This window comes from Pseudomonas sp. PGPR40 (assembly GCF_022014505.1).
Classification (GTDB): Bacteria; Pseudomonadota; Gammaproteobacteria; order Pseudomonadales; family Pseudomonadaceae; genus Aquipseudomonas.
Window position 1 is genome coordinate 21,467 of sequence record NZ_JAKLSP010000019.1, and the last position, 17,214, is coordinate 38,680.

The 17,214-nt window shown below is 58.3% G+C and carries 14 protein-coding genes, 2 tRNA genes and 2 pseudogenes; 4 read left to right on the forward strand and 14 right to left on the reverse strand.

Annotation, left to right across the window (positions count from 1 at the left end):
• The first annotated feature begins 17 nt into the window (after nt 1–17).
• The 3 genes and pseudogenes from MEB48_RS17060 to glyA all read left to right on the forward strand — a co-directional run bounded on the left by MEB48_RS17060 (nt 18) and on the right by glyA (nt 2,758).
• Entirely contained in the window at nt 18–1,268 is a 1,251-nt protein-coding gene (locus tag MEB48_RS17060) for a benzoate/H(+) symporter BenE family transporter (protein ID WP_237885236.1), read from the forward strand.
• Nucleotides 1,268–1,400: pseudogene (locus MEB48_RS29420) on the forward strand (YggS family pyridoxal phosphate-dependent enzyme); the annotation flags it as partial. The gene MEB48_RS17060 and the pseudogene MEB48_RS29420, both read left to right, overlap by 1 nt.
• A 92-nt stretch (nt 1,401–1,492) precedes the next feature.
• Nucleotides 1,493–2,758: a serine hydroxymethyltransferase gene (gene glyA / locus MEB48_RS17070; RefSeq protein WP_237885237.1), complete on the forward strand. Its 1,266-nt coding sequence runs from the start codon at nt 1,493–1,495 to the stop codon at nt 2,756–2,758.
• Between the two features lie 6 nt (nt 2,759–2,764).
• Here glyA and MEB48_RS17075 read toward each other — a convergent pair.
• The 9 genes and pseudogenes from MEB48_RS17075 to MEB48_RS17110 all read right to left on the reverse strand — a co-directional run.
• A pseudogene (locus MEB48_RS17075) lies at nt 2,765–2,985 on the reverse strand (hypothetical protein); the annotation flags it as partial.
• The gene (locus MEB48_RS29425; protein WP_442969102.1) at nt 2,973–3,272 is read right to left on the reverse strand and encodes a DUF3325 family protein; all 300 of its coding nucleotides are present in this window, start codon (nt 3,270–3,272) and stop codon (nt 2,973–2,975) included. The gene MEB48_RS29425 and the pseudogene MEB48_RS17075, both read right to left, overlap by 13 nt.
• 3 nt (nt 3,273–3,275) lie before the next feature.
• Nucleotides 3,276–4,799, reverse strand: coding sequence for a PepSY-associated TM helix domain-containing protein (locus MEB48_RS17080; RefSeq protein ID WP_237885238.1), 1,524 nt, complete (start codon nt 4,797–4,799; stop codon nt 3,276–3,278).
• The gene (locus MEB48_RS17085; protein WP_237885239.1) at nt 4,799–5,110 is read right to left on the reverse strand and encodes a hypothetical protein; all 312 of its coding nucleotides are present in this window, start codon (nt 5,108–5,110) and stop codon (nt 4,799–4,801) included. Before MEB48_RS17085 ends, MEB48_RS17080 begins: the two co-directional genes overlap by 1 nt.
• 81 nt (nt 5,111–5,191) lie before the next feature.
• Nucleotides 5,192–7,621 carry a TonB-dependent siderophore receptor gene (locus tag MEB48_RS17090; protein WP_237885240.1) on the reverse strand — a complete coding sequence of 810 codons (2,430 nt, stop codon included), beginning with the start codon at nt 7,619–7,621 and terminating at the stop codon, nt 5,192–5,194.
• Between the two features lie 92 nt (nt 7,622–7,713).
• Nucleotides 7,714–8,682 carry a FecR domain-containing protein gene (locus MEB48_RS17095; protein WP_330932710.1) on the reverse strand — a complete coding sequence of 323 codons (969 nt, stop codon included), beginning with the start codon at nt 8,680–8,682 and terminating at the stop codon, nt 7,714–7,716.
• Nucleotides 8,655–9,179 carry a sigma-70 family RNA polymerase sigma factor gene (locus MEB48_RS17100; RefSeq protein WP_237885242.1) on the reverse strand — a complete coding sequence of 175 codons (525 nt, stop codon included), beginning with the start codon at nt 9,177–9,179 and terminating at the stop codon, nt 8,655–8,657. Before MEB48_RS17100 ends, MEB48_RS17095 begins: the two co-directional genes overlap by 28 nt.
• A 360-nt stretch (nt 9,180–9,539) precedes the next feature.
• Nucleotides 9,540–9,616, reverse strand: a tRNA-Met gene (locus MEB48_RS17105).
• A 116-nt stretch (nt 9,617–9,732) separates the two neighbouring features.
• Nucleotides 9,733–11,790, reverse strand: a complete 2,058-nt coding sequence (locus tag MEB48_RS17110; RefSeq protein WP_237885243.1) for a methyl-accepting chemotaxis protein — start codon at nt 11,788–11,790, stop codon at nt 9,733–9,735.
• 323 nt (nt 11,791–12,113) lie between these two features.
• Here MEB48_RS17110 and MEB48_RS17115 point away from each other — a divergent pair, with 323 nt between their 5' ends.
• On the forward strand, nt 12,114–13,331 hold the full coding sequence (locus MEB48_RS17115) for an MFS transporter (RefSeq protein WP_237885244.1): 1,218 nt from the start codon (nt 12,114–12,116) through the stop codon (nt 13,329–13,331).
• A gap of 176 nt (nt 13,332–13,507) precedes the next feature.
• Here MEB48_RS17115 and ychF read toward each other — a convergent pair whose 3' ends face one another.
• The 5 genes from ychF to MEB48_RS17140 all read right to left on the reverse strand — a co-directional run bounded on the left by ychF (nt 13,508) and on the right by MEB48_RS17140 (nt 17,189).
• Complete coding sequence (gene ychF, locus MEB48_RS17120) at nt 13,508–14,608, reverse strand: redox-regulated ATPase YchF (protein WP_237885245.1); 1,101 nt, start codon at nt 14,606–14,608, stop codon at nt 13,508–13,510.
• Between the two features lie 22 nt (nt 14,609–14,630).
• A complete protein-coding gene (pth, locus tag MEB48_RS17125; RefSeq protein ID WP_008074178.1) occupies nt 14,631–15,215 on the reverse strand; it encodes an aminoacyl-tRNA hydrolase in 585 nt (194 codons plus the stop codon).
• A 169-nt stretch (nt 15,216–15,384) separates the two neighbouring features.
• Nucleotides 15,385–15,984, reverse strand: a complete 600-nt coding sequence (locus MEB48_RS17130) for a 50S ribosomal protein L25/general stress protein Ctc (RefSeq protein ID WP_237885246.1) — start codon at nt 15,982–15,984, stop codon at nt 15,385–15,387.
• A 142-nt stretch (nt 15,985–16,126) separates the two neighbouring features.
• Nucleotides 16,127–17,068: a ribose-phosphate pyrophosphokinase gene (locus MEB48_RS17135; protein ID WP_003171603.1), complete on the reverse strand. Its 942-nt coding sequence runs from the start codon at nt 17,066–17,068 to the stop codon at nt 16,127–16,129.
• A 46-nt stretch (nt 17,069–17,114) separates the two neighbouring features.
• A tRNA-Gln gene (locus tag MEB48_RS17140) sits at nt 17,115–17,189 on the reverse strand.
• Between the last annotated feature and the right edge of the window lie 25 nt (nt 17,190–17,214).

Here is a 17,214-nt window from a genome sequence, read left to right on the forward strand (position 1 = left end):
CAAGGAGCGAATCCATCATGTCTTCCTCAGCCTCTGTGTCGCGCCTGTGTCTACGCGACCTTCTGCATCCGATTGTCGCCGGGCTGATTTCAGTCATCGTCAACTATGGCGGCACGTTCATCCTGGTCTTTCAGGCTGCCAAGGTCGCCGGGCTCAGCCCCGAGCTGACGGCGTCCTGGGTGTGGTCGGTGTCGATTGGCGTGGGGATTACCGGGCTGTTTCTCAGTTGGGCGAGCCGTGAGCCAATCATTACCGCCTGGTCGACACCCGCTGCGGCCTTTCTGGTCGTTGCGCTGTCCACCACGCCCTACGCCGAGGCAGTGGGGGCGTACATCATTTCAGCCGCCGCTTTCGTGCTGCTGGGGTTGTCCGGCTGCTTCGAAAAAGTCATCCGGCTGATTCCGCCGGGTGTGGCTGCGGGCCTGTTGGCCGGTATCCTGCTGCAATTCGGTATCGGCGCGTTTGGTGGCATGAGCCTTGACCCGGTGTTGGTCGGGTTGCTGATTGCCGTTTACGTTGTGCTCAAGCGCTTTACCGCGCGTTACGCGGTGGTGGGCATTCTGGTGCTGGGACTGGCGTTTCTTCTGACGCAGGGCCGTGTAGAGCTGTCGGGGCTGGCGCTGCAATTCGCGGCACCGGTATTCACACGGCCTGAGTTCTCGGTCAATGCGTTGCTCAGTGTGGCGCTGCCGCTGTTTCTGATCACCCTCACGGGCCAGTACATGCCGGGCATGCTGGTGCTGCGCAACGATGGCTTCAGCACCAGCGCCAACCCTATCCTGACTGTCACAGGGCTGGGCTCCTTGCTGATGGCACCCTTCGGTTCTCACGCCTTCAACATCGCGGCCATCACGGCGGCCATCTGCACCGGAAAAGAAGCCTCGGAGGATCCGTCCAAACGCTGGATCGCCGGGGTTGCCGCGGGACTGTTCTACATCTTCGTAGGGATTTTCGGGGTGACCCTCGCGGCAGTGTTCATGGCATTCCCGCCCACCTTCATTACGACGCTGGCCGGGCTGGCCCTGCTCGGCACTATCGGCGCCAGCCTGGCCAGCGCCATGGCTGACGTCAAAACCCGCGAAGCCTCGCTGATCACCTTTCTGGCGTCCGCTGCGAACATCACCTTGCTGGGGATTGGTGGGGCGTTCTGGGGATTGCTGATCGGTCTGGCGGCCTACGCCTTGCTCAATGGGCGCTTACCACGTCGCGAGACGGTGGTCATTCCGGCTGCCGACGCTGTTGTGACGACCAAAGGAGCTACCCATTGATGCTCGATCAACTGGAAGAAACCGTCACCCTGCACGAGCGTCATGGCCGTTACCCACAGGCCACCAGCATCGAGGACTTTCGCCAATGCCTGTCAGCGGGTCGGACGTGATCCGGCGAGTGTGCGTTTGATCCAGCTCTACAGGAAGCCATCCCGATGTCCTCGCCATCGCAGCACGGCTCTTCTCGTAAACCGGCTTATTTTCCCAACCAAGGACCCCTTCATATGTACGACTCAACGCTGACCCTTGAAGCATTCGACGCCGAGCTGTGTGAGGCGATTCATAACGAAGAACATCGTCAGGAAGACCACGTCGAACTGATCGCTTCCGAAAACTACGCCAGCCCTCTGGTGATGAAAATCCAGAGCACCGTGCTCACCAATAAATACGCCGAAGGCTATCCAGGCAAGCGCTACTACAGCGGCTGTGAGTATGTCGATGTGGCCGAGCGCCTGGCCATCGAGCGGGTCAAGGCCCTGTTCAACTGCGACTACGCCAACGTGCAGCCGCATGCAGGTGCACAGGCGAACGCCGCGGTATTCCTGGCATTGATCAATCCCGGCGATACGGTGATGGGCATGAACCTGGCCCAAGGTGGCCACCTGACCCACGGTAACCCTTCAAACTTCTCGGGCCGTCATTACAAGATCGTTCCTTATGGCCTTGACCCGGAGACGGGCTTTCTCGACTACGACGAGATGGAGCGCATCGCTCTGCAAACGCGACCGAAAATGCTGATCGGTGGCTTTTCTGCCTACTCCCGGTGCAAAGACTGGGCGCGTATGCGGACCATTGCCGATAAGGTCGGGGCCATTTTCTGGGTCGACATGGCCCACGTCGCGGGGCTGGTCGCCGCTGGCGAATACCCGGACCCATTGCCGCACGCCCACGTGGTCACCAGCACCACTCACAAAACCCTGCGCGGCCCACGGGGCGGCTTGATTTTGTCCAAGGGGCAAGACGAAGTATTCTACAAAAAGCTCGATTCCGCGGTATTCCCGGGCGTCCAGGGCGGCCCGCTGATGCACCAGATCGCTGCCAAGGCCGTCGCCTTCAAAGAAGCACTGACGCCCGAGTTCAAAACCTATCAGACTCAAGTGGTGATCAACGCCCGGACCATGGCAGCCGTGTTGCAACGACGTGGTTACAAGATCGTCTCCGGCGGCACCGACAACCACATGATGCTAATCGACCTGTCGGACAGGCCTAACACCGGCAAGGAAGCCGATGCGGCCCTGAGCAAGGCCTACATTACCGCCAACAAGAACTCAGTACCCAATGATCCGCGCTCACCGTTCGTGACCTCCGGGCTGCGCATCGGTACCCCGGCGGTTACCACCCGAGGTTTCGGCGTGGTCGAATGCGAGCAAGTGGCGGGCTGGTTGTGCGACGTACTGGACGCCCTGGAAAACGGCGATAGCGAGAAGGTCAGGCACCATGTGCGTGAACAAGTGGTGGCGCTCTGCCGTCGTCATCCGGTCTATCGTTAACCTTCTAGCGGGCAGTTCTTCTTGCGAGACATGGGCCTGATTCACGGCCTTTCCCGATGACAGAAACTTATGAACCCCCTCCAAGGGGTTGTTCATCGCTCTGCCGGTCACACGGGCCAAGTCGTGGATGTCTTGTAAGCCCATTCACGAGCCAAGACTTCAAAAGTGTCGTTTGCTGCTTTTATGTCTGCAGCTTTTCGAGCTTTCTTGGCAGCTATCGGATTCTTGCGTTTCTCTCATGTTTGTACCAACAGAGAATTATCGTCACGCCAATACCTGAGGGTGTGATAGCCAGAGTCCAGATTACCGCTCCCATAACAAACCCTTGGCTTAACATGTTCAACAGTAGACTTGATGCGAGCAACAGCGTTGCGCCACAACGCAACACTCGTGTTCCGAGTAACTGTTGGTGAAGCGTAATCCTGCGAAAGTGAGTGATTTGAGCTAACGCCAATGCCCAGAGCCCCAATACAATTAAGCAGAACGCTGCGATATTCGATAGCCAATCAGCCATTCGTCACCTTGCCGAGCGCTTGCGACGGAGTAAGCGCCAACCAATGACTCCTGCGAGCAGCGCGATGAGCATTAATACCAGATCCACTCCCGCCACCGCCGATAGCCCCTGGTTCATCGCCCGCCAGGGATGATCGCCCGTACTCCAGGCATTGGAGAGCACAGCCAGTAACGCCAACGCGCTGATCACCACAAGGTGCGTTGCCCAAGGCGCCCGCGATTGCCCCGAGCGCCAGATAGCCAGCAGGGCATGCACAGTCGCCAGTAACCAGGCCCAGTAAAACACCGTGATTTCCCACTGAGCCCGGTCAACCAGATCGACAGGCAGCCATCGATTGACGACCAGCATGGCCAGGGAGGCCAATGGCATTCCAGTGATCAGTGCGCTGCTGAGCAGTGTCATCGACACCACGCCCCATTGCCCGGCAGCGTGCTGCAGGCGGCGCTTCTCCAGCCAGTACAACAGGCCACTGCCGAGCATCACGCAACCACTCAAGCCAGCGAAAAAATACAAGGCGCGTAACCACGGCTGCTGAAAATGCGTCACGTGAAATCCGGCCAGAAACTTGAAGGTCGCGGCGGCGGCAGGTAATCGGGATTCGTGCAGCAGCCTTGCGCTGGCGCCATCGAAGTACAGGGTTTGCCCATCCAGGCTCATGCGGTCAGCCAAAGAGCGACTGATCTCAACGTAGGCATTGGCATCCTCGGGGTGCCAGACCCGGACAAACGCCGGCTCGCCATTGCCCCAATGCAGTCGGGCTTGCGCCATCATCTGGTCCAGCGAGGCCAATGCCCCCGGTATACCCGAAGCCGGGCGACTGTAGGCCGCGTCCGCCTCCTGGTCGAACTGACCGGGCTGGTCCTGGTACACCGTCAGGATGCCGGCAGGGAGATACAGCGGGAACAGGATCAGCAGCCCCGACAGCAGGATGACCAAGTAAAAAGGCAGGGCAAACACACCCGTCAAGTTGTGCATGTCCAACAGCCGCCTGGGCGACTTATCGGTCCGTAATGTAAACAGGTCCTGAAACAGGCGCGCATGGATGCACACGCCGGCAATCAGCGCGATCACGCCCAGCATGGCGGCGAGACCGAGCAGACGCGCACCGATGTTCCAGAAGTTGATATTGAGGGTGTAATGCAATCGGTAAAAAAAATCGCCGCCGCGGCTGCCGGCTTCGGGCAGCGCTCGGTCCTCACCCGGCGCCAGAAAACGACTGAAGCCCTGACGATCCTGGGTCCAGGCTTGAAATCGCACCACCGGCCGGCGCTCATCGGGCAGTTCCACGTACCACTGAATCAGCGTTTTGCCCTCCGTCAAGCTGGCAATATGGGGGGCCACCCGCTGATCCAGTGACAAGGGTGTATCAACCGGTGCCAGACGAATGTGCGGCAGCATCCAACTGTCCAGCTCACGGTCATAAACCGCCAGGCTGCCCATGAAAAATGCGATCAGCAGCAGCCCGGAAAAACCGATGCCGATAAATCGATGCATCCACAGCAGCGCTTGTCGAACACTGGTGAACATCAGGCGCCTCCCACCAGATAGCGGGTGCTTGCCCACATCACCAGCGATGCACTCGTCACCAGCAAGCCGTTGCGTGTTGCACGCGGCGCGCTGAACAACCACAACACCAGCCATGGAAAGAGCACAAAACTGGCGATCGAGCTGGTCAGCACCGCTTCACTGGGCTGCGCACGCCACTTCACCATGCACAACGCAAAAAAGCCGTTCAGCGCCCAGCAAGACAGGTAACTGAGCAGCAACACCAGCACCAGCCACGCGGTTCGCTGTGGGCCCAGGTTTTTCTTTGGTTGTTTTGATGCCGCTTGTCTCACCCCAACTCCCTGATCGCAGTGCGTGTAGCCGATAAAAAACGGCATACCGAAGTATGCCGGGTGAGTGACAGGCAATCGTAATCAGAACTTGGCGCGCAGTGTCATGGACACGGCACGGGGGTCACCGAAGATATTCCCGTCCTGGAACGTGTTGATCCGCTGGAAGTACTTCTTGTCGGCCAGGTTGGTGCCGAGCAGGTCAGCGGAGAGGTTTTGCGTGATCTGGTAGCCAATGCCCGCATCGTACAAGGCGTATCCGCCCTGGCGGAGTTTGGTGCCGTTCATGCCGATGTCAGGGACGTGCAGCTTGTTATAGGTCTCGCTGACAACGCTGACGCCACCCTGGACACTCCACTTCTCCAGCTCACCGGGCAGTTTGTACAGGCTCCAGACCCGTAACATGTTTTTCGGCAGGTAGGTCTGCAACTGTTCGTTGGCACTGTCATAGCGTTTGTAGGTATGGGTGAAGTTCGCGCTGAGGAACCAATCGGGCGTCATCTGCCCACTCAGCTCAGCCTCGAACCCGCGGGTGCGAGCCTTGCCGCCGGCAACCACAGCCCGAGCGTTCGGATCGTTCATATCCGGAATCGCGCGGTTCTCTTCTTCGATCTGGAACGCAGCCAGCGAGGCGTTCAATGCGCCATCGAGGAATTCGCCCTTGATACCCAGTTCGTGCTGCTTGCCTTCCAGCGGTTTAATGATGTTGTTGTTGATGTCCAGGTTGCTGACGGCCTGCGGCTGGAATACCTCGGAATAGTTGGCATACAACGAGTAGTTGTCGTTGAGATCGTAGATCAGCCCGTAAAACGGAGTGAATTTCTGTGACACGCTATCGCCGTTCTTTTCCGATGGTGAGCCGGCCTCAGGCTGGTGCTGGCTGCTGTGCATATCAAGCCAGGTCACTCGCCCGCCAAGTACCAGCGTCAGAGGGTCGGCAAGGCTCAAGCGCACGTTGCTGTAGACCGCTTTTGCGCGGGTATTGGCAACGCTGGTCGGCAACTTGTCCGATTCCGGAAAGGCCGGGTAGGCAAAGTCAGGCTGCGGATCGTTGAGGTCAACATCGCCCAGGTAACTCGAGAAATAACCGCCGTTCGAAGCGAACTCGGAGCGCGAATAGTTGGCGCCCACCAGCACTTTATGTTCACGCCCAAGGAAGTTGAATGGGCCGTCGACGTACACGTCGGCCTCGTCCTGTTTCTCTCGGTAATCAAACATGATCGAGTTCATCGACACCAGGTTGTCCGCGGGGTCTATGCCTCCGCCATTGCGCGCGTAAGCCTGGGTCAAATCGTAGTTGTTGTCGGCGTGTCGCAGGGACAACTTGGTTTTCCAGCCATCCCCTAACTGGTGCTCGAGCTCGGTGAAAACAGCGGTGCTCCAGAAGTAGTCACGGTTCCAGTCTTCACCGTAAAAATTTTTGCGCGATGCATTCGGCAGCGACATCGCGGCCTCACCGGCAGCGTTGGTGTAGCGATAGGCAGGCAGGGAGCGCTGGGCGCCACGGATGTCGGTGTTCTGGTTGCTCGCACCGATCGTCCAGACCGTATCTGGCGTCAGGTCGATATCGACGATGCCATAGGCTTGGTTCGATTCGCGCTTGCCGCCACCGTCGTAGTAGAAGCCTTTTTTGTGCTCACTGAGCACCAGGCGTCCACGCACATTACCGCTCTCGGTCAACGGGCCGGTGACGTCAACCATGCCACGATAATCGTCCCAGGAGCCGGCGCTGATTTCCGCCGAAACAGCCGCATCGGCCAACGGTCGCTTGCGTACCAGGTTGATGCTGCCGCCGGGGCCTCCGGCGCCGGTCAAGCTGCCAGACGGCCCCTTGAGTACCTCGACGCGGTCATACATGGTCAGATCGGGTGACAGGAACACCCTGTTGTCCATGGTGGTCGGCGTACCGTCCAATTGCAGCGAGGTCATTTCGAAACCTCGGGAGAAAAAACTCAGACGGCTGGCGTCGATTCGCTGCACGGTTACGCCACCGACCTTGCCCAATGCATCTTCGAGGGTATAAAGATTCTGCTTCTGGATACGTTCCTGGCCGATGACATTGATCGTCTGTGGCACCTCTCGAAGACGCAGCGGGACCTTGGTGCCCACCGACACGGTGGGTGCTTCGGTCTGCATTCCGACAATCGCCTGCGCCGGTAGCGTCATGCTGCCGAGGGCATCCAGCGTCAAGATTCCACCCGCAGTCTTGCGTACTGACAGTCCGCTGCCTTCAATCGCGATTTGTGCAGCCTGCTCGGCAGTCATTGCTCCCTTAATGGCCGGCGCACGCAGCCCGGCGACGAGATTAGGGACATACACAATTTCGTTACCGCTCTGACGGGCTATGCGGTCGAGGGTTGCCACCAGGGAGTCTGCAGGTAAGTCGAAATGTTGTAGCGATTGGCTGCCCGTCGAAGCCGATTCCGCGAAACTGGTCGAAGCGTATCCCTGGGTCAGCAGAAAAGAAAAGCACACAGACGTCAGCCTGAACGCAGTGTTAAAACGATTGGACATAGGTACTCCGTGTTGGCGGCTCCGCTTTTATTAGCGGTTAATGCCTATGTCCAACGAGACTGAAAAAGCGATATAGGGCCAATGAAAAAAACTTAGCCGCGCAGTTCGATCCGGGTCCAGAATCCGAGGTACTGCTCAATGCGTACAGGCAGGATCTGCTCCAACGAGGCAAGTGCACGCTCACTGTTATCCAGAGAGAACAGGCCGGAAACCCGAAGCTGCGCCGCCGCCGGATCGATGCGTAGCACCCCGCGCCGGTAGGGCTGCAACGCTTCAATGACTTCTCCCAGTGACCAGTCATCGACACTGAGCCTGCCGCTCTCCCAGCTGATTTCCCCTTTACGATTAGCGGCGAGCGGCTGGATACCCTCTGAATTGAGGCGGGCACCTACTCCGCTCTTGAGCAACGAGCACTGACCGTCGAACCGACCAACGCAGAGGCTGGAATGCATTGCCCACACATGAGTCGTGTCGCCTTGAAGCGAGACCATAAACCGTGCGGCAGAGCTGCGTGCAAATCCATGTAATGTGTGCACAACAAGCGGCCTGGGATCGTCGCTCACCTCAATCACCAGTTTTCCTTTACGCAATACCAGGTTGCGCTGGCTCGCAGTAAAATCGATATCCACTGCGCTGCGCGCGTCCAGAACCAGCTTGCTTCCATCCGACAGATTGAAGTCACGACGTTGAGCCGTTGTTGTACTCAAGTCGGCCACAATGTTTGTGAACAACGTGCTCTGCCGGCCAAGTAATGTCGCGCTGACACCGACTCCGCCGAGAACCAGCGCCCCACGTAGCAAGCGACGTCGCTGCGGATCAGGCGTTTGCAGTACTCTGCGTACCTTCGAGTCCGAGCCACGCGCGAGCGGTAAAAAGGTCGCACCCAAGTGGACTTGCACTCTCTCCCATGCCAGCGCATTCGCTGGGTTGGCGATCCAGGCTTCGAACGCCTTTTGTTCATCAGCCTGGACTTCGCCTGAACGCATACAGGCCGTCCATTCGATGGCTTCCTCGACGGCGGAATGTGTGCGCTTCACTCGTGCATCAGATTCTGGCAGCACAGCTTCAAACCCTTGGCCACATATTGGCGTACACGGATAGTCGAGACCCCTATCAACTCGGCAATGTCGGCGTACTTCATACCGTCCACCTGGCTGCACAGAAATGCAGTGCGGGCTCGCGACGAAAGGCCTGCGAGCAGGGCGTCGATTTGAAGCAGAGCTTCAATCGTCAACGCGCGGACTTCAGGTGATGGTTCGAACGCTTCGGGTTGCAAAGCCAACACTTCAAGATAAGCGCGTTCCAGATCGCGTCGGCGCCAACTGTCGTACATCAATCGCTTGGCGATTGTCGTAAGTAGTGCCCGAGGTTCGCGTATTGTCTGCGGCTCAGACAATGCTACGACCTGAGCGAATACCTCTGCAGCGATGTCTGCAGCATCATGAGTGCAGCCCAGCCGCGCACGCAAACGACTCAGCAACCAACCATGGTGGTCACCGAAAAGACGGTGCAATACCGTCTGTCGAGCATTGGCAGAATTGAGCGCGATATAGGCCATGGGAATGAACTTAATGATAATTCTTATCATTAACCATGAATATGGCTATTTTTTCAAGGTGTAAGGCTATCTATGAGCACCACAACTCCAGCATGAGAAGCGTGGGTGCTGGCGAAGAGCCGAAATTGCCCAGGTGATCCCCAGGAAGCTTCAGGAGCCAGATTGACTTAGTGTGGTATCTGAAAGAGGGGACGGCGTTTGATATCGCTACGCTTCATCCGTGTATGCCTCAGTTGGGGGCATACACGATGGGAAGAATGCAGGTAGATCAGGATGAATATCCAGATACAAGAAAGCCCGCACGAGGCGGGCTTCTTGAGGTGATTTACAGACATCCTGGGATCTCTATAAATCGGTACTTGGTGGCTACACAGGGACTTGAACCCCGGACCCCAGCATTATGAATGCTATGCTCTAACCAACTGAGCTATGTAGCCAAGTGGCGCGCATTATTCACCTGGAACGAAGATGCGTCAAGCGTAAATTTAAAATATTTCTCCACACTTTCAACCGCTTATCCCTCTGACCCGAAAAATCGGGCCAGGGGAGGGCGTCAACCGAGCTGAAATCTTCCGGTATTCGCACTCAAGGCCTTGCTGCCCTGGCTCAAGGTGTCCGCTGCGAGGTTCACCGCCCGTGCGCCTTCCAGCAAGCGTACCGCCGCCTGATCGACTTGCTGGATGTTGCCACTGACTTCATCGGCGGTGCTCGCTTGCTCTTCGACGGCGGTGGCGATCTGCGCCAGGGTATCGGTGACGCTCTGCACCGCGCTGGCGATTTGTCCCAGTCGCTCGCCGAGACCGGTGACAGCTTGCGCATCCGATTGGGCCTGGCCGCAGGCGGCTTCCATCAGGCTTACGGCTTCATTGACGGTGCTGCGCAGGCTGTCGACGGTGCCGGCGATTTGCGCGGTGGAGGACTGGGTGCGTTGCGACAGGCTGCGCACTTCATCGGCCACTACGGCAAAGCCACGACCTTGCTCGCCGGCCCGTGCGGCCTCGATGGCGGCGTTAAGGGCGAGCAGATTGGTCTGCTCGGCCACGCCGCGAATGGTATCGACCACCAATTGAATCTGCTGCCCTTGCTCGCTGACCCGACCCAGTGCCGCTGCAGTGTCGTTCAAGCGCTGATTGAGCTGCTGAATACTCGCCGTCGTGCGTTGACTGTCGCGGCTGCTGTCGGCGGCGATGCGCTGGGTGTGCTGAGCGCTGCCTGAGGCCTGTTCGCAGCTCTGAGCGACACCTTGAGAGGTGGCCGCCAGTTGCGTGGCCGCAGCGGCGATCTGGCTGATTTGCAACTGCTGAGCCTCGACTTCGCCGAGAGCGCCGCTGGAGTGATCGTTGAGGGTGCGTACCGCGTTGCTCAGTTGCAGGGTTTCATGATCGACCCCCAGCAGACTGTTGCGCAGTTGCACCACGGCGACATTCAGGGCGGTGCTGATCGCCGCCAGTTCGTCGCGGCCCTGCACCGGGACTTGCAGGCTCAGGTTGCCGTCACGCAGTGCTTCGGCCAATAGCGTGATGCCGCTGGCGCTGCGACGGATCGAGGCCTGCAAACAGATGAACAGGTACAACGCAGCCAGTAGCAGGCAGCCAAAAACTGTCGCCACCAGGATGAACTGGCGGATGGCCGAGCCGTGGTAATAATCCAGCCGTTGATCCAGCGAAACCAACGATTGCTGGCGCAACGAGGCGAGGTCGCCGAGGAGGGCATCGAGACTGCGTTCAAAGTCTTCCGGCTTGAGGTTGATGCTGCCGCCGAAGACGCCCTCGTCCAGCACTTTCAAACCGGCGTCCAGGTGCTTGAGGCTGTCGTGGTATTGCCCGGCCCAGGTTTGCAAGGCGCTGGGCAGACGCGCTTCCAGCAGGCCAGCGGTTTTAACCAGCTGCTCCCGGGCATCGCCGATGCGGCTGCGCAAGTCCCGCAGTTGCAGGCGGCTTTGCAGGGTGAACTGCCCGGACACTACTGAGGCCTGACCAACGGCGGCAAGACGCCCGACCCGTTCGATCAGGTCCGGCGCGTGTTGAGTGGAAATCTGCGTCAGCAACCATGTTTCCAGCCACGGCGCGAGGGTCAGGCGATTGTCCATGGCGATTTGTTCGCGCAAGGCTTGCAGAGCACTCAAGGCATTGGTGAAGCGATCGTAACCGTCCGGCCACCAACCGACGCTGCTCAGGCTTTTCGAGTCCAGGCCGGTGAGGGCGGTTTGCAGGGCCTGATAGCGGGTGAGGGTTTGGCCCTCGGCGCCTTCGGTTTTCAGGGCATTGCCCAAGTCCGTGATGGCTTGGGCGACGGCCGGCTGAACCGCGTCGAACGCTGCCATCGCCGCGATGGTTGCGGGTGTCGGCTGGCGATTGGTTTCGGTGGCGCGCCAGCGAGCGGCGCGGTTACGTTGGGCGGCGAGCAGGTTGTCGAGTGCATCGAGGGCGAGCAATTGACGAACCCCGGCGCGCTCGCCGGAGATCAGGTTCAACTTGTCACTATAATCCTGACCGATCATCCACAGGCTGCCCGCCAGTGGCAGGATAAACAGCAGAAACAGCAACTGAAATTTTCGCGCGAAACCGAATCGCCCCAGCAGCCCGATCCCCGGTGATAAAAAAGCCTGCATGCCCCATGACTCCTCTGGCACACCACGCATCATTAGCGTGCGTCGAAGTCATTGCGACCGCGACTTGTGCCCTTCTAAAAGGCCTCGAAAGTTCACCTTGGTCCGCTCTGTAGGCCGACTTTGTAGCGAAACTTCCCATTCTCGGTCCCCTTTGTAAGGGGCCGCGTTGAAGCGGATAAACAAGGCAAGATTCAGACCATGGCGTTGCGCTATCACCTTCTTTTTGAGGTCGTTAGCAGGCTAAGGGGATGGCGCTCCTGCACCGAAAAATGGCACATTGACCGACCTGCCAGTGCGCACCCATCCGCAGTACGGAAACTCTCATGGCTATCAGCAACGTTCAGTCCGCCGCGACGTCGGCGCCCGTCACTTCACAAAGCAGTCCGCTGGTCATGCGCATCATCGGTGCGGTGGCGCTGGCGCATTTGATCAACGACCTGATTCAGGCGGTATTGCCGTCGATCTATCCGATGCTCAAGGCCAGCTATGGCCTGACCTTCACCCAGATCGGACTGATCACCCTGACCTTTCAACTGACGGCCTCGCTGTTGCAGCCATGGGTCGGTTACCACACGGATCGTCATCCCAAACCCTGGCTGTTGCCGGCCGGTACTGTCTGCACATTGATCGGCATTCTGATGATGTCCGTGGTCAGTAGCTTCCCGATGATTCTGCTGGCGGCGGGGTTGATCGGCGTCGGCTCATCGACCTTTCACCCAGAAGCTTCTCGGGTAGCGCGACTGGCCTCGGGCGGACGCTTCGGCTTGGCGCAGTCGACATTTCAGGTCGGCGGCAATGCGGGCTCGGCCTTCGGGCCGTTGCTGGCAGCGGCGATCATCATTCCCTACGGTCAGGGTCATGTGGCCTGGTTCGGATTGTTCGCGCTGTTTGCGTTGTTCGTGCTGTATAGGATCAGTCGCTGGTACGCCAACCACCTGAACCTGTTCAAGCTCAAACAAGGTCAGGCGGCGACTCACGGCTTGTCGAAACGACGGGTGATCAGCGCATTGGTGGTACTCGGGTTGCTGGTGTTCTCCAAGTATTTCTACATGTCCAGTCTCACCAGTTACTTCACGTTCTACCTGATTGAAAAGTTCGACCTGTCGGTGGCCAGTTCGCAGCTGCACTTGTTCCTGTTTCTCGGTGCGGTAGCGGCAGGGACCTTCTTCGGCGGGCCGATCGGCGACAAGATCGGGCGCAAGGCGGTGATCTGGTTCTCAATCCTTGGCGTTGCACCGTTCACCCTGATGCTGCCCCACGTCGATCTGTTCTGGACCAGCGTCCTGAGTGTGGTGATCGGTTTCATCCTCGCCTCGGCATTCTCGGCCATCGTGGTGTATGCACAAGAACTGGTGCCGGGGAATGTCGGGATGATTGCCGGGGTGTTCTTCGGCCTGATGTTCGGCTTCGGCGGGATTGGCGCAGCGTTGCTCGGGCATCTGGCGGATATTCACGGCATCGAGTACGTGTACCTCTTGTGTTCGTTCTTGCCGCTGCTTGGGGTGTTGGCGATCTTCCTGCCGCGAACGAAAAAGGCCTGATGCGGACCCTGTAGGAGCGAGGCTTGCCCGCGAAGAACGATGACGCGGTTATTCAGGAAAACCGCGTAACGGTCTTCGCGGGCAAGCCTCGCTCCTACAGAGGGGCGAGACAGCAGGCACAAAAAAGCCGCGTATGAACGCGGCTTTTTCTTGAGCGGGTGCTGCTTCCTGAAAACTTAGACGTTGAAACGGAAGTGCATCACGTCGCCGTCTTTAACGATGTAATCCTTGCCTTCCAGACGCCATTTGCCGGCTTCTTTGGTACCGGCTTCGCCCTTGTACTGGATGAAGTCGTCATAAGCGATAACTTCGGCGCGGATGAAGCCTTTTTCGAAGTCGGTGTGGATCACGCCGGCGGCTTGTGGCGCGGTAGCACCCACGCGGACGGTCCAGGCGCGGACTTCTTCGACGCCAGCGGTGAAGTAGGTCTGCAGGTGCAGCATTTCGTAGCCGGCGCGGATCACGCGGTTCAGGCCAGGCTCTTCAAGACCCAGGGCTTCGAGGAACATGTCTTTCTCTTCGCCGTCTTCCAGTTCGGCGATTTCGGCTTCGATCTTATTGCAGACCGGAACCACCACGGCGCCTTCTTCTTCGGCGATGGCTTTGACGATGTCCAGCAGCGGGTTGTTCTCGAAACCGTCTTCAGCGACGTTGGCGATGTACATGACTGGCTTGGTGGTCAGCAGGTGGAAGCCACGAATCACCGCTTTGTCGTCGGCGCCCATGTTCTTCATCAGCGTGCGCGCAGGCTTGCCTTCGGTGAAGTGAGCGATCAGTTGCTCCAGCAGGCCTTTCTGGACCACTGCATCCTTGTCACCGCCCTTGGCATTGCGTGCGACTTTCTGCAGTTGCTTCTCGCAGCTGTCGAGGTCGGCGAAAATCAGTTCCAGGTCGATGATTTCGATGTCGCGCTTCGGGTCGACGCTGTTGGAGACGTGAATCACGTTCTCGTCTTCGAAGCAGCGGACCACGTGGGCGATGGCATCGGTTTCGCGGATGTTGGCGAGGAACTTGTTGCCCAGGCCTTCACCTTTCGAGGCGCCGGCAACCAGGCCAGCGATGTCGACGAATTCCATGGTAGTCGGCAGGATGCGCTTGGGTTTGACGATGGCCGCCAGGGCTTCCAGGCGCGGATCCGGCATCGGCACGATGCCGCTGTTCGGCTCGATGGTGCAGAAGGGGAAGTTCTCGGCCGCGATCCCGGATTTGGTCAGGGCGTTGAACAGGGTGGACTTGCCGACGTTAGGCAGGCCGACGATGCCGCAATTGAATCCCATGGTGTTTCCCCTCGGGTAAGAGTCAGGCCTTCTGGCTGTGCAGGTTTTTCATCGCGCGGTTCCATTCACCGGCGAGGATATCCGGCAGCACGCCGAGGGCAAAGTCGATGCTGGCATCGAGTTTTTCCTGTTCGGCGCGTGGCGCACGACCCAGGACGAAATTTGAAACCATACTGGCAACGCCCGGGTGGCCAATGCCAAGCCGCAAGCGGTGAAAGGTATTCTGATTGCCCAGTTGCGCGATGATGTCGCGCAACCCGTTGTGACCGCCATGGCCGCCGCCCTGTTTGAGCTTGGCAACGCCCGGAGGCAGGTCGAGTTCGTCATGTGCCACCAGGATTTCTTCAGGCTTGATGCGGAAGAAGCCGGCAAGTGCCGCGACGGCTTGGCCGCTGCGGTTCATGTAGGTGGTGGGAATCAGCAGACGAACATCCTGACCCTGATGCGAATAGCGCCCGGTCAGGCCGAAATATTTGCGATCGGCCACAAGGTTTACACCTTGTGCTTGCGCGATGCGCTCAACAAAAAGGGCCCCTGCGTTATGCCGGGTCTGTTCGTATTCAGCGCCTGGATTTCCCAGGCCAACGATCAGTTTAATGGCAGTCACGATAGGGGCCCTTCCTTGGAGTGGTGGATAACATCGCCGCAATCAGGGAGTGCGGCGAAAGTGGACGACAAGTGCTCATTTACCATTATGTAAACTCCGCGTTCTCGCCCGCTTTCTCGCTACGCTCTAGTCCGCGATGTTCCCGGTCACTCCGGCGAACAGAGTGAAATTACTCTGCTGCGCCTTCAGTAGCTTCTGGAGCAACACGTGGAGCGTGAACGTTGGCAACAGCCAGATCGTTACCGTGAGCCAGAGCAACAAACTCAACGCCTTTAGGGGCGGTGATGTCGGACAAGTGAATGATCGCGCCGACTTCGGCGTTAGCCAGGTCGACTTCGATGAATTCAGGCAGGTCTTTTGGCAGGCAGGACACTTCGATTTCAGCAACAACGTGCGAAATCTCGCCGCCTTTCTTCACTGGAGCAGCTTCGTTGATGAAGTGCACAGGAACGATAGCGGTCAGTTTCTGGCCAGCTACTACGCGTACGAAGTCAGCGTGCATCACGTGGCCTTTGGCCGGGTGACGCTGCAGAGCTTTGATTACGACGTTTTGCTTGGTGCCGCCAACGTTCAGCTCGATGATGTGGCTGTAAGCCGCTTCGTTTTCGAGCAGTTTGGCAACTTCTTTAGCCAGCATGCTGATGGATTCAGGGGCTTTTTCGCCACCGTAAACTACAGCTGGAACCAGGCTTGCGAGACGACGCAGGCGGCGGCTCGCACCTTTCCCCAGGTCGGAACGCACTTCAGCATTCAGAGTAAAATCGTTCATGTTGTATCTCCAAAATAACCACATTCGCCCCAGCGTTTGCGACCAGCGCTAAAGGCGATATGGGCAAAAAAGCCCCGCCCCGACAGGAATGCCGGGGCGGGGCGCTTTTCGTCAACGAGATGTAATGAAAAGGGCAGGGCCCTTAACGGAACATCGCGCTGATCGATTCTTCATTGCTGATGCGGCGGACCGCCTCGGCAACTACCGGTGCGATATCCAGTTGGCGGATACGCGCACAGGCTTGTGCTGCAGCGGACAGCGGGATGGTGTTCGTCACCACCAGCTCGTCCAGCACGGAATTTTCAATGTTTTCGATCGCCCGACCCGACAGCACAGGGTGCGTGCAGTAGGCGAAAACCTTGGCAGCGCCATGCTCTTTCAGGGCCTTGGCCGCGTGGCACAGAGTGCCGGCGGTATCGACCATGTCATCGACCAGAATACAGGTACGCCCTTCGACATCACCGATGATATGCATCACTTCAGAGTGATTGGCTTTCTCACGGCGTTTGTCGATGATCCCGAGATCCACGCCCAAGGATTTGGCAACAGCCCGTGCACGCACGACGCCACCAATGTCCGGGGACACGATCATCAGGTTTTCGAAGCGCTGATCTTCAATATCATCCACCAGTACCGGGGAGCCGTAGATGTTATCTACCGGAATATCGAAGAAACCCTGGATTTGGTCAGCATGCAGATCAACCGTGAGAACACGGTCGATGCCGACTACGGTAAGCATGTCAGCAACGACTTTCGCGCTGATAGCCACACGTGCGGAACGCGGACGGCGATCCTGACGGGCATAACCAAAGTAAGGAATAACAGCAGTGATACGAGTAGCCGAGGAGCGGCGGAAGGCATCAGCCATCACTACCAGTTCCATCAGGTTATCGTTGGTCGGAGCGCAAGTCGGCTGAATAATGAAGACGTCTTTACCGCGAACGTTTTCATTGATCTCGGCAGTAATTTCGCCGTCGGAAAACTTACCGACAGAGATGTCACCGAGAGGGATATGCAGCTGACGTACAACACGCCGAGCCAGATCGGGGTTAGCGTTCCCCGTAAAGACCATCATCTTGGACACGCGCAGTACCTGAAGGCTGAGGGTAACCTGGATGAGTATAGGAAAATGGCAGGGGCGGCTGGATTCGAACCAACGCATGGCAGGATCAAAACCTGCTGCCTTACCGCTTGGCGACGCCCCTGTATCTGTTGCAACGAGTACCCAGT